Here is an 11,847-nt window from a genome sequence, read left to right as displayed (position 1 = left end):
GTAGCAAGATGATTGGACTTTCTAAAGCAGGGCGCCTAGGGGGTATAACGATGCAGTAAGAGTCTATGGGATAGACTCTTACTGCTACAATTACTGCTACAACTCAACTCCTAACGCTACTTCTTCTCATGCCTCTCCCGCAGGCAGCTAATCACTTTACTCAGATCCAGTTCCTGATCCTGCAGTAGCACCAGCAGGTGATAGATCAAGTCTGCTGCTTCATTGGTCAGTTCTTCACGGTTATTCACTGTGGCAGCCAGAGCGGTTTCTACTCCTTCTTCCCCTACCTTTTGTGCAATGCGTTTGGTGCCGCTGGCATACAGTTTGGCGGTGTAAGAGCTGTCTGGGCTGGCGTTTTTGCGCTCGGCCAGTAATTGCTCAAGCTGATACAGGAACCCCCAGTCACTGCTTGCCGGGTGGAAGCAGCTATTATTGCCCAAGTGGCAGGTGGGGCCGATGGGGCTAGCCAGGATCAGCAGGGTATCGTTATCGCAATCGGGCGTGATGCTCACCACGTTGAGGAAGTGGCCGGAGCTTTCACCTTTGGTCCATAGGCGCTGTTTGGTGCGTGAAAAAAAGGTGACTTTGCCGCTGTGTTCGGTCTCTGCCAGTGCTTGTGGGTCCATATAACCCAGCATCAGCACTTCGCCAGAAACCGCATGTTGAACGATCACCGGCATCAGGTTATCGGTTTTTTCCCAATCCAGTTTATTTCTCTGTTGTTCTGTTAACACAGGCGAATCTCCACACCATTCTTTGCCAGGAACTTTTTCAGCTCCCCGATATTGATAATTTGTTTATGGAACACCGAAGCAGCCAGTGCGCCGTCTACATTGGCATCACGGAAGGCCGCCAGGAAGTGTTCCATAGTACCGGCGCCGCCAGAGGCAATCAGTGGTACCTGGCACACTTCCCGTACTCGTTGCAGTTGCTCCAGGTCATAGCCATTGCGCACGCCGTCCTGGTTCATCATATTAAGCACAATTTCCCCAGCACCACGGCGTTGCACTTCCTGTACCCAATCAAGGGTTTGCCACTGCGTCACCCGGGTGCGGGTTTCGTCGCCGGTATACTGGTTAACATGATATGTGCCGGTGGTGGCTTCAAACCAGGTGTCTATTCCCACCACAATGCACTGTACGCCAAAGCGCTCCGCCAGGCGGCTGATAAGCGTCGGGTCTGCCAGTGCTGGTGAGTTGATGGAAATTTTGTCCGCACCAAAGGAAAGGATCTGGCTGGCATCTTCCTCGCTTTTAATCCCTCCGGCGACACAGAACGGAATATCGATCACTTCTGCTACCCGCGATACCCAGCTTTTATCCACCACCCGGCCATCGCTAGAGGCGGTGATATCGTAAAATACCAGTTCGTCGGCGCCTTCTTGGGCATAGCGTTGAGCCAGCGGAACGATGTCACCAATAATTTCGTGGTTGCGGAACTGAACGCCTTTCACCACTTGTCCATCTTTAACGTCCAGGCAAGGTATTATCCGTTTTGCCAACATGCGATAGCCTCCTCAACACTGAATTTACCGTCTAACAGGGCACGCCCAACAATCACCCCTTCAACACCGCTACCACGTAATTGAGCGATATCATCCAAGTTACCGATGCCACCGGATGCCTGGAAGGCGATTTGTGGGTAGCGTTGGCACACTTCCTGATACAGCGCCACGTTGGAGCCTTTCAACGTGCCATCCCGTGAAATATCGGTACAAAGCACGTGTTTCAGGCCGAAAGGCAGGTACTGTTCAATAACTTGTTCCAGTGTGGCGTCAGAGTTCTCTTGCCAGCCACTGATGGCGACCTGTTTACGGCCTTGGGCGTCAATGCGCACATCCAGCGCCAGTACCATGGCATCGGCACCGTAACGCTCAAACCAACCCTGTACCATCTCCGGTTGTTTTACTGCTGTTGAGCCGATCACCACGCGGCTGGCACCAGCGGCCAGTAGGGCAGCAACATCTTGCTCGTTACGGATACCGCCCCCCACTTGTACCGGGACATTGATGCCTGCCAATAGTTTGCGCAGTAAGGGAATTTGCCGGGCCGCGGGATCTTTAGCCCCGGTCAGGTCCACCAGGTGCAGCACCTGTGCCCCTTGTTGCTGATAGTCTTGCAAGCGCAGTAGCGGATCGTTGCCATAATCACGTTGTTGGCCATAGTCACCCTGGTGCAGGCGCACTACATTGCCGTCGATTAAATCTAAAGCGGGAATAATCATGCTAGCTACATCTCCAGAAAGTTTTTCAACAGTTGGGCCCCAGCGCTGCCAGATCGCTCTGGATGAAACTGCACGCCAAAGAAGTTGTCTTTTTGTACGGCGGCGGTGAAGGGCTCGCCGTAGTTCGCCTGAGCGATGGTGTTTGCACATATTGGCAGCGCGTAGCTATGAACAAAGTAGAAGTAGGCACCATTGTCGATGCCACGGAACAGCGGATTACCCGCGTGCGAAACGATCTGGTTCCAACCCATATGGGGCAGGGGCAGGCCGAAGTCGGTCATCTGTTTTACTGGGGTATCAATCAGCCCTAGGGTTTTAATCCCGCCACTTTCTTCGCTGCTTTCTGCCAAGAGTTGCATCCCCAGGCAGATGCCCAACACCGGTTGGGTGCAGGCTTTGATCAGGTCGATTAACTGGCGCTGTTTTAATTGTTCCATGGCGGCTTGCGCTGTCCCTACACCAGGCAGGAACAGTTTATCAGCACCTAGTACCACTTCGGGTGTGCGGCTGACTTCTGGCTGGTAACCCAGCCGTTTTACTGCGTAAGCGACGGAGGCCAGGTTGGCACAGCCGGTGTCGAGGATCACCACTTTCATCACAGCACCCCTTTCGAACTGGGCAAGGTGTTGCCATCCACGCGGATCGCCTGGCGCAGGGTGCGGCCAAAGGCTTTAAACAGGCTCTCAACCCGGTGATGGTCATTGCGGCCTTTGGTTTTCAGGTGCAAGGTGCAAGCCATGGCATAAGACAATGAACGGAAGAAGTGTTCCACCATCTCGGTGCTGAGATCACCCACACGCTGATAGTTGAAATCAGCTTTGTATTCCAGGTGCGGGCGACCAGAAATATCCATCGCGCAACGGGCCAGGCACTCATCCATCGGCAGCACAAAGCCAAAGCGGGCAATCCCACGCTTGTCGCCTAACGCTTTATTCAGGGCTTCACCCAGTGCCAGCGCGGTATCTTCCACGGTGTGGTGGTCATCAATATGCAGGTCGCCACTCACCTGGACATCCATGCGGATGCCGCCATGGGTAGCAATCTGATCCAGCATATGGTCGAAGAAGCCAAGACCGGTTTTAATCTTGCTGTTACCTTCGCGGTCCAGCCAGACATTGACCTCAATCTGGGTCTCTTTGGTCACTCGCGTCACTTGAGCATGGCGGTCGCGTTTGGTCAGCTGTTGGGTAATGGCCGCCCAGCCCAAACTTTGGCGCTGATACAGCAACCCTTGAATGCCCATATTGTTGGCTAATTGGATATCGGTTTGGCGGTCACCAATCACATAGCAGTTGGCGATATCCATCACGCCCGGCTCCAGGTAACCTTTAACCATGGCAATTTTCGGTTTACGGCATTCGCACTGATCGTCTGGCTTATGCGGGCAGATCAGGGTCTGTGCGAATTTAATCCCCTGAGAATCGAAGATCTGCATCATCAGGTTGTGTGGGGGATCAAAAGTTTCCTGTGGGAAACTGGCCGTCCCCAGTCCATCCTGATTGGTGATCATCACCAGGGTAAACCCCGCTTGTTGCAGTGCCAGCAGGGAAGGGATCACCTCCGGCTCCAGCGCCAGTTTATCCAGGCGGTCAACCTGAAAATCTTCCGGTGGTTCAGCAATCAGCGTGCCATCGCGGTCAATAAAAAGAATTTTCTGGCTCACATCGGCTCCTTAGGCTGTGGGCAAACAATTGAGGGCATCAACAACACGCTGGCATTCACTACGGGTACCGATGGTGATGCGTATGCAGTTAGCCAGGCTCGGCTGTTTATTTTGGTCTCGCAGGATAATGCCTTGATCCCACAAACTTTTAAACGCATTACTGGCGGCAGTGACTCGGACCAGCAGGTAATTGCTTTCGCTGGGGAACACCTGCTCCACACAAGCACACTCCGGCAATACCTGTTGTAACCAACTACGGTTGGCAGCAAGTTCGCTCACGCGTTGGCGCATAACCGCAATACCTTCACTACTTAGCGCCTGGGCGGCGATATCTGCCACCGGGGCAGAAAGGGGATACGGGGCAATCACTTTTAACAACAGGTTGATGACGTCTGGGTTCGCCAAGGCAAAACCACAGCGCAAACCGGCCAGCGCAAAGGCTTTTGACAGGGTGCGAAGTATCACCAGGTGTGGGTAATCCTTTAACCAGCCAGCAACGGAAGCCTGCGGGCAAAATTCAATATAGGCTTCATCCACGGCCACCAGCGCTTTGCCTTGTGCCATTTCCAGCAGTTGGCGCAAGTCGTCAGGGTTCAGCAGGTTACCGGTTGGGTTATTCGGGCTGCAGGCATAAATCAGTTTGACGTTATCCAGGTTGGCGGCAATGGCTGGCAGGTCCAGTTGCCAATCTTGCTTGGCTGGCACGGTGCGGCGTTCCACGCCAAAGGTTTCCGCGCTGACGCCATACATGCCATAGGTAGGCGGGCAATAAAGAATGGCGTCTTTGCCTGGTTCACAGAAAGCACGGATCAGCAGTTCGATGGCTTCATCTGCACCACGGCACACCACTACCTGCTCTTTATTCACCCCGGCATACGCGGCATAACGCTCAATCACCTGTGCGGGTTGGCATTCTGGGTAGCGGTTTAAGCTCTGGCTGGTCAGTTGGAACTCTGGTGCCAGTGGGTATTCATTGGCATTCAGCCACACATCCCCTTTGCCCCCTAAACGGCGAGCAGACAGGTAAGGGGTGAGTTCACGCACGTTTTTACGCGCTAATGCTTCAATATTCATGCTTGCTCCTTCAGCGCAGCGACACGCAAGGTCACGGCATTTTTGTGGGCGATAAGTTGCTCGGCGGCCGCTAACGTTTCAATGGTAGGGGCCAGCGTCATAAAGCCTTGCGGTGTCAGTTCCTGTACCGTCATGCGTTTTTGGAAATCCGCCAGCCCCAGGCTTGAGCAGGTGGCGGTATAGCCGTAGGTGGGTAGCACGTGGTTGGTGCCCGAGGCGTAATCACCGGCCGACTCTGGTGACCAGTCGCCAAGGAAGATCGAACCCGCACTGGTGATGCTATCTACCAAAGCGCGTGCATCACGGGTCTGGATAATCAAGTGCTCAGGCCCATACTGGTTGCTGATAGCGATACATTCCGCCAAATCTTTGGTGACGATCAAGCGGCTGCTGGCCAATGCCTGGCGCGCCGTGGCGGCCCGTGGCAATTGTGTCAGTTGTTGTTCAACCGCCACTACCACCGCTTCGGCCAAGGCTTGCTCAGGCGTCAGTAGAATCACTTGTGAATCTGGGCCATGCTCCGCTTGTGATAACAGGTCAGCGGCGATAAATGCCGGCGTGGCACCCGCGTCAGCAATCACTAATACTTCGGAAGGGCCCGCTGGCATATCGATGGCGGCACCATCCAGGCGTTGGCTGATCTGGCGTTTGGCTTCGGTAACAAACGCATTGCCCGGGCCAAATATTTTATCTACTTGAGGAATGGAATCGGTGCCGAAAGCCAAGGCGGCAATGGCTTGAGCGCCACCCACCTGAAACACTTCCTGCACCCCACAAAGCTGTGCTGCGTAGAGAATTTCATCAGCGATGGGGGGCGGTGAGCAGAGCACCACGCGGCGGCAACCCGCAATACGTGCTGGGGTGGCCAGCATCAATACGGTGGAGAATAACGGGGCAGAACCGCCGGGAATATATAACCCGACCGAATCGATAGGGCGGGTTACCTGTTGGCAACGCACGCCGGGCAAGGTTTCGATATCCACCGGGGGTAACTGTTGCGCATTATGGAATGTTTCCACATTGGCGACAGCCACCGCCATCGCCTGTTTGATTTCCTCCCCCAAGCGGGCACTGGCTTGCGCTATTTGCTCGGCGGTAACACGCAGTGCAGTCACTTCGGTGTGGTCAAACTTGGCGCTATATTCACGCAGGGCGCTGTCACCACGGGTTTTTACATTCTCCAGTATTTCACGCACGGTGCGGGTGATGCTGTCAGAGGCGGAAATAGCCGGGCGCATCAGCAATTCAGCCTGTTGCTCGGCATTACAACTGCCCCAATTGACCACCGTATTGAAGTTCTGCATGGTGTTACTCCATCATCTTCTCAATGGGCAGTACCAGAATGGAGCTGGCACCCAGGGTTTTCAGTTTTTCCATGGTTTCCCAGAACAGGGTTTCACTGCTCACCATATGCATGGCAACACGGCTGTCCGCACCGGCTAATGGCAGAATAGTGGGGCGTTCGGCACCGGGCAGCAGGGCGATGATTTCATCCAGGCGATCACTCGGGGCGTGCAGCATAATGTATTTGGATTCACGCGCCTGAATCACCCCTTGAATACGGGTCATCAAACGGTCAATCAACTGCTGCTTCGGCTCAGACATGGCGCCATCACGTTGGATCAGGCAGGCTTTGGAGCGGTAAATCACTTCTACTTCACGCAGGCCGTTGGCTTCTAGCGTGGCACCGGTGGAAACCAGGTCACAAATGGCATCCGCCAAGCCAGCGCGTGGGGCGACTTCCACAGAACCGTTCAATAGGCAGGATTTGAAATTAACCCCTTGCTTATCGAGATATTGCTTAAGCAGGTGTGGGTAGGAGGTAGCGATGCGGGAATTTTGCAAACATTGTGGGCCGCTATATTCGCTATCCAATGGGGCTGCCAGTGACAGGCGGCAAGTACCAAAGTCCAGACGGCGCAGCATTAAGTAACGCGGGTCTTCCCCTTGAGCACGGCGATTGAGCAGCTCTTCTTCCAGCACGTTTTCGCCAATGATACCGAGATCAACCACGCCATCCATCACCAACCCGGGGATGTCATCATCACGCACCCGCAGGATATCAATCGGCATATTTTCGGCGAAGGCGATCAGGCGTTGTTGTTGCAGGTTGATCTTGATACCACAGCGGGCCAGCAGTTTTTGCGAATCTTCACTCAAGCGACCTGACTTCTGCATGGCGATGCGTAAACGTGTTTTATCCAACATAGTGACCTCTGTATAAATCTTAATGAATTGAATTTGTTGTAAAAAAATAATTTATGTCAGTCTGAAACCAAAAAAAAACCCTCGGAAGATATCTTCCGAGGGCTTTCTCCTGCGTTTTTTACGTTCTACGCGCCACTGGAAGATTCAAGAACCGTCTCCCAGCACACATCGCCTGAAAGACTAGTCAGGATGATGGTGATGATGGTGGTTGAACTGAACGCGTGTCATGATAATTCTCTTTACATTAAACCAGCCAATGCTGGACTGCTGATTAAGCTAAACTATCTGTGCTATCACATGCAACAGTTTTTTATGAATTTATGCTTGTCATACTGCAAATTGTTCGGTTGTTGACCATAGTTATTCGCCTCTTCCCTGAGGGCCGAGTAACTCTCGCGCAACAACCGCCTGATTTGGCAAAGGCTCGGTTATCTCTGCGGGGAGTTCAGACACGGCTTTCCGCTGGAGCTATGCTAAAATCTACCCGCTAACAGCTATCGCGCCGATAAGCCATACTGAACGCGCCGGTGTCTCCATAAACGGAAAACGTCAACGCTATGATCTTCTTGAGAGGAAGCTGATGAAAAAAGTCGCCATTATTGGTCTGGGTTGGTTAGGTATGCCGCTGGCTTTATCATTGATGAGCCGTGGCTATAAAGTGGTTGGCAGTAAAACCACACCGGACGGGGTCGAAGCCGCAAGGATGAGTGGCGTTGAGTGTTATCAGCTTGAAGTAGTGCCAGAACTGCTTTGTCAGCCCGATGATCTAGAGCAGTTATTGCGTGTGGATGCGTTGGTGATTACCTTGCCAGCTAGCCGTACTGTCGAAGGGAGTCGCGGCTATTTTGATGCGGTGCAGATGCTGGTGGACAGCGCCATCGCTTATGCGGTTCCGCGTATTATTTTTACCAGCTCGACCTCGGTCTATGGCGAGGCCAGCGGTAGTGTGAATGAAGATTCACCGCTGCATCCGGTGACTTCCAGTGGGCGCGTATTGGCAGAACTGGAGCTTTGGCTGCATCAATTACCGCATACGTCGGTAGATATTCTGCGTTTGGCTGGGTTGGTGGGGGCAGATCGCCACCCTGGGCGTTTTCTTGCCGGTAAAGTGGGTGTGAAAGGGGGAGCACAAGGGGTGAATCTGGTACATCAGGATGATGTGATTGCCGCCATTCAACTGTTGCTCCAGCAGCCTACCGGGGGGCACGTTTATAATATTTGTGCGCCAATCCATCCCACCAAGCGTGAGTTCTACCCGCTGCTGGCTAAGCAATTGCACCTGCAACCACCACAGTTTGCAGATGAGGGGGAGCAGGAAGGGCGGCTGGTGGACGGTAGCCGTATCTGCCGTGAGTTGGGTTTTGCCTACCAACATCCTGACCCGATACGGATGCCAATCAGTTAAGCGCATTCAAAAGTGAAGAGTATGATAAAGGGGCTCTGATGCCCCTTTAGTGTTAAAAGCACTTAAAATGCGAACCGCGCTGATACCCAAAGAATCACCTTGGGCAGTTGGTCATGTCCGTCAGACTTTAGAGCCCCACAGGTCATACTCGTCAGCGTTTTCAATCTTCACTTTGACAATATCACCCACCTTAACGTTACTTTCACCGTTAAGGTAAACCGCACCATCAATTTCCGGCGCATCTGCCATACTGCGGCCAATTGCGCCTTCTTCATCCACTTCGTCAATCAGCACCAATACTTCGCGGCCAATTTTATCTTGCAAACGTTGCGCAGAAATTTGCTGTTGCAACTGCATAAAACGGTGGAAGCGCTGCTCTTTGACCTCTTCCGGCACTTGATCCGCCAGCTCATTGGCTGCAGCACCCTCTACCGGACTGTACTTGAAGCAACCGACGCGATCCAATTTCGCCTCTTTCAGGAAATCGAGCAGCATCTGGAAGTCTTCTTCGCTTTCCCCAGGGAAGCCAACGATAAAGGTGGAACGTAGCGTCAGGTCCGGGCAGATTTCGCGCCAGCGTTTGATTCGCTCCAGTGTGCGTTCTACCGCGCCAGGGCGTTTCATCAGCTTGAGAATTTTGGGGCTGGCATGTTGCAGCGGAATATCCAGATAAGGCAGGATTTTACCTTCCGCCATCAGTGGGATCACTTCATCGACATGAGGATAAGGGTAAACATAGTGCAGACGTACCCAAGCACCCAAACTAGAAAGTTGCTCACACAGGCTAACCATACTGGTCTTCACCGGTTGACCGTTCCAGAAGCCGGTGCGGTGCTTGATATCGACACCATAGGCCGAGGTATCTTGTGAAATCACCAGTAACTCTTTTACCCCGGATTCAACCAGGCGTTTGGCTTCATCCAACACGCTACCAATCGGGCGGCTATCAAGATCCCCGCGCATGGAAGGGATGATGCAGAAAGTACAACGGTGGTTGCACCCTTCGGAGATCTTCAGGTAGGCATAGTGTTTCGGTGTCAGTTTGACCCCTTGAGCCGGGATCAGGCTGGTAAAGGGGTTATGCACGGGCTTCGGTACATATTGGTGAACATGGGATAAAACCTGTTCATAACTGTGCGGGCCGGAAATTTCCAGCACTTTGGGGTGCACTTCGCGGATCTGATTTTCCTTGGCGCCCAGGCAGCCAGTCACAATCACCTTGCCGTTTTCGTGCAATGCTTCACCGATGGCTTCCAGTGATTCCTGTACGGCACTATCAATAAATCCGCAGGTGTTGACGATCACCAGTTCCGCATCATCATAACGCGGTACGACTTGGTAACCTTCGTTACGCAGTTCGGTTAAGATGCGTTCAGAATCAACCAGATTCTTTGGGCAACCGAGGCTAACAAAGCCGATTCTGGGCTGTTGGGTGACATTATTCATAGGTTAAAAAGTATTCGGTTTGGGTGTGTTCAGGGCAGGGATTCTACAGAGATTGACAGGGAATTTGTACTGCTATCTCTGTTTGCGCGCTTATACCGCGCCCAAGGGGAGTAGATACTGGTTGTTTGCAAGATGAACTGGCGTCGTCACCCAACGGCTAGCGTTTATTTTTTTCATCGTCTAATAATGCCTGGCACATATATTCCACACCGGGCTCTGCGGGCTCACTTTCTTGACCCAGTTTACAATCAACGACTTTTATCTGGGTTTGGTTATCTCGACAGCTATTTTTCTGATTTTTGATAAAAGGCGGGTAATTCCCCTCGTTCTTATCAATAAAAACCCCTTCACCAGAACCTTTGATGCCTTGCCATAAAATTGAATTGCTGAAAACAAATGGGCGAGTCTGACCTTTTTCATCAGTAAACTCCCCGCAGACATAAATCGCCTTACTCATCAGCTTGCCATCTAGGTAAGCAACCTGGGTATAGGCGGCCAGGTTTTCAAAGGTAAATGATTGAACATATTTTGAATATGACTGTTTGATGTAGTCCTGGCTTTCCTGTATGGCCGCTTTTTCTTCTTCCGTTTTGCAACCGGATAATGTGGCAGTCAAAGCCACTGTTATCGCTAATGCCAAGATATTTTTAAACATTTAGCTACCCTTGCTGGAGGAAATAATTTCAGTTCCTGCTAAATCAGTCTTTACCAAATCAGTCTTTACCAAACAAGTCGGATACTGCGCGCAACACAGGGCTCGGTCATCCATAGCCCTGTGTGGGCAGGCCGGAACCGGCTATAGCCAACCTGCTCGTTTCAGTTTCCGGTAAAGGAAAATGCAGCCAACTGCAGTGACACCTAATGTTGCGTGATATGCCCAGGGGAATTTCAGTTCTGGCATATCGGCAAAGTTCATCCCATATAAGCTGAAAATCACCGTCGGAATAGCCAAAATTGCCCCCCAGCCCGCCAGTCTTTTCACCACTTCGTTCTGTTTTACCGTCACCAGTGCCAAGTTAACGTGCATGGCGTTGGTCAGCATTTCACGCATATCGTCTGAAGTAATAACCACTTGCCGGGCATGGTCCTGCACATCGCGAACGTAAGCACGTAGTTCTTTGGGGATCACATCTTCATGCAGATGGATAAGCTGGTTGCAGATCTCATCCATGGGGAGGGCTGCATTACGCAGACCGAGCAGATGGCGGCGCAGGGTGTAGACGTTCTCAATGGCGGTTTCATCAAAATCAGAACGGAACATACTGGACTCGATATCTTCGATCATCTCTTCAAATTTACCAACAATATGGCGGTAATTGTCGACGATAAAATCCAGTACCGAGTACAGGGCAAAACCCGGTCCTAGGCTGAGGTGTTTCGGGTTCTCCTCCACTTTGGCACGGATAGGAACATAGCTGGAAGATGCACCATGGCGTACACTAATCAGGAAATGTTTACCCACAAAGAAATGTGTTTCACCGTATTCCACTTCATCGTTTATCCATTGTGCGGTTTTCACCACAATAAATAGGGAATCACCATAGGTTTCTATTTTGGGGCGCTGGTGGGCATGTAACGCATCGTCAATCGCCAGCTCGTGTAGGCCAAATTCCTCCTGGACTTTGCGCATAAAGCTATCTTCGGGTTGCCATAACCCGAGCCAGACAAAGGTATCCGGTTCTTTCACCACTTCACTGATATCATCGATCGTAATATCTTTCAGGCGTTTACCCGCTCGGTAAGCGACGCTGTTGACAACCATTTTTGGGGCTTCCATTTCATTACCTATTGATCAGTGATGGAGCAATCAGTTGAATTATTTAGAGTA

The 11,847-nt window shown here is 52.0% G+C and carries 13 protein-coding genes and 1 other annotated feature; of the genes, 1 reads left to right on the top strand and 12 read right to left on the bottom strand.

The features are described from left to right. Positions 1 to 116 precede the first annotated feature (116 nt). From hisIE to hisL, 9 genes are all read right to left on the bottom strand, one after another. A complete protein-coding gene (hisIE, locus tag AC2A06_RS15930) occupies positions 117 to 734 on the bottom strand; it encodes a bifunctional phosphoribosyl-AMP cyclohydrolase/phosphoribosyl-ATP diphosphatase HisIE (protein WP_484380910.1) in 618 nt (205 codons plus the stop codon). Next, on the bottom strand, positions 728 to 1,504 hold the full coding sequence (gene hisF, locus AC2A06_RS15925) for an imidazole glycerol phosphate synthase subunit HisF (RefSeq protein WP_023492266.1): 777 nt from the start codon (positions 1,502 to 1,504) through the stop codon (positions 728 to 730). Before hisF ends, hisIE begins: the two co-directional genes overlap by 7 nt. Beyond that, positions 1,486 to 2,223, bottom strand: coding sequence for a 1-(5-phosphoribosyl)-5-[(5-phosphoribosylamino)methylideneamino]imidazole-4-carboxamide isomerase (gene hisA / locus AC2A06_RS15920; protein ID WP_116728356.1), 738 nt, complete (start codon positions 2,221 to 2,223; stop codon positions 1,486 to 1,488). Before hisA ends, hisF begins: the two co-directional genes overlap by 19 nt. 5 nt (positions 2,224 to 2,228) lie before the next feature. After that, the gene (gene hisH / locus AC2A06_RS15915) at positions 2,229 to 2,819 is read right to left on the bottom strand and encodes an imidazole glycerol phosphate synthase subunit HisH (RefSeq protein WP_023492264.1); all 591 of its coding nucleotides are present in this window, start codon (positions 2,817 to 2,819) and stop codon (positions 2,229 to 2,231) included. Beyond that, complete coding sequence (gene hisB, locus AC2A06_RS15910; RefSeq protein ID WP_484380909.1) at positions 2,819 to 3,886, bottom strand: bifunctional histidinol-phosphatase/imidazoleglycerol-phosphate dehydratase HisB; 1,068 nt, start codon at positions 3,884 to 3,886, stop codon at positions 2,819 to 2,821. Before hisB ends, hisH begins: the two co-directional genes overlap by 1 nt. A gap of 9 nt (positions 3,887 to 3,895) precedes the next feature. Beyond that, entirely contained in the window at positions 3,896 to 4,960 is a 1,065-nt protein-coding gene (hisC, locus tag AC2A06_RS15905; protein WP_484380908.1) for a histidinol-phosphate transaminase, read from the bottom strand. Then, positions 4,957 to 6,264: a histidinol dehydrogenase gene (hisD, locus tag AC2A06_RS15900; protein WP_484380907.1), complete on the bottom strand. Its 1,308-nt coding sequence runs from the start codon at positions 6,262 to 6,264 to the stop codon at positions 4,957 to 4,959. The genes hisC and hisD overlap by 4 nt, the downstream gene beginning before the upstream one ends. A gap of 4 nt (positions 6,265 to 6,268) precedes the next feature. Next, positions 6,269 to 7,168, bottom strand: coding sequence for an ATP phosphoribosyltransferase (gene hisG / locus AC2A06_RS15895; RefSeq protein ID WP_484380906.1), 900 nt, complete (start codon positions 7,166 to 7,168; stop codon positions 6,269 to 6,271). A gap of 69 nt (positions 7,169 to 7,237) precedes the next feature. Then, positions 7,238 to 7,373, bottom strand: a sequence feature (His leader region). Next, the gene (gene hisL / locus AC2A06_RS15890; RefSeq protein ID WP_100396937.1) at positions 7,349 to 7,396 is read right to left on the bottom strand and encodes a his operon leader peptide; all 48 of its coding nucleotides are present in this window, start codon (positions 7,394 to 7,396) and stop codon (positions 7,349 to 7,351) included. Its footprint overlaps the feature before it by 25 nt. Before the next feature lie 352 nt (positions 7,397 to 7,748). On the opposite strand from hisL, the gene AC2A06_RS15885 reads away from it, so the two are divergent. Then, positions 7,749 to 8,573, top strand: coding sequence for an SDR family oxidoreductase (locus AC2A06_RS15885; RefSeq protein WP_484380905.1), 825 nt, complete (start codon positions 7,749 to 7,751; stop codon positions 8,571 to 8,573). Between the two features lie 120 nt (positions 8,574 to 8,693). Here AC2A06_RS15885 and rimO read toward each other — a convergent pair whose 3' ends face one another. The 3 genes from rimO to AC2A06_RS15870 form a co-directional block, all read right to left on the bottom strand. Further along, on the bottom strand, positions 8,694 to 10,019 hold the full coding sequence (gene rimO / locus AC2A06_RS15880; protein WP_484380904.1) for a 30S ribosomal protein S12 methylthiotransferase RimO: 1,326 nt from the start codon (positions 10,017 to 10,019) through the stop codon (positions 8,694 to 8,696). Between the two features lie 157 nt (positions 10,020 to 10,176). Then, complete coding sequence (locus AC2A06_RS15875) at positions 10,177 to 10,674, bottom strand: hypothetical protein (protein ID WP_473195579.1); 498 nt, start codon at positions 10,672 to 10,674, stop codon at positions 10,177 to 10,179. 141 nt (positions 10,675 to 10,815) lie between these two features. Continuing rightward, a complete protein-coding gene (locus tag AC2A06_RS15870) occupies positions 10,816 to 11,796 on the bottom strand; it encodes a magnesium and cobalt transport protein CorA (RefSeq protein WP_473195578.1) in 981 nt (326 codons plus the stop codon). Positions 11,797 to 11,847: the final 51 nt, after the last annotated feature.

Source organism: Serratia sp. HNCC26DJ244 (assembly GCF_057180565.1).
Note: the sequence above shows the minus strand (reverse complement) of the source record. Positions and strands in the feature narration are given on the sequence as shown.

Coding starts and splice junctions, on each gene's coding strand:
- hisF (WP_023492266.1), bottom strand. CDS start 1,504: ATGTTGGCAAAACGGATAATACCTTGCCTGGACGTTAAAGATGGACAA.
- hisA (WP_116728356.1), bottom strand. CDS start 2,223: ATGATTATTCCCGCTTTAGATTTAATCGACGGCAATGTAGTGCGCCTG.
- hisH (WP_023492264.1), bottom strand. CDS start 2,819: ATGAAAGTGGTGATCCTCGACACCGGCTGTGCCAACCTGGCCTCCGTC.
- hisC (WP_484380908.1), bottom strand. CDS start 4,960: ATGAATATTGAAGCATTAGCGCGTAAAAACGTGCGTGAACTCACCCCT.
- hisD (WP_484380907.1), bottom strand. CDS start 6,264: ATGCAGAACTTCAATACGGTGGTCAATTGGGGCAGTTGTAATGCCGAG.
- hisG (WP_484380906.1), bottom strand. CDS start 7,168: ATGTTGGATAAAACACGTTTACGCATCGCCATGCAGAAGTCAGGTCGC.
- AC2A06_RS15885 (WP_484380905.1), top strand. CDS start 7,749: ATGAAAAAAGTCGCCATTATTGGTCTGGGTTGGTTAGGTATGCCGCTG.
- rimO (WP_484380904.1), bottom strand. CDS start 10,019: ATGAATAATGTCACCCAACAGCCCAGAATCGGCTTTGTTAGCCTCGGT.
- AC2A06_RS15875 (WP_473195579.1), bottom strand. CDS start 10,674: ATGTTTAAAAATATCTTGGCATTAGCGATAACAGTGGCTTTGACTGCC.
- AC2A06_RS15870 (WP_473195578.1), bottom strand. CDS start 11,796: ATGGAAGCCCCAAAAATGGTTGTCAACAGCGTCGCTTACCGAGCGGGT.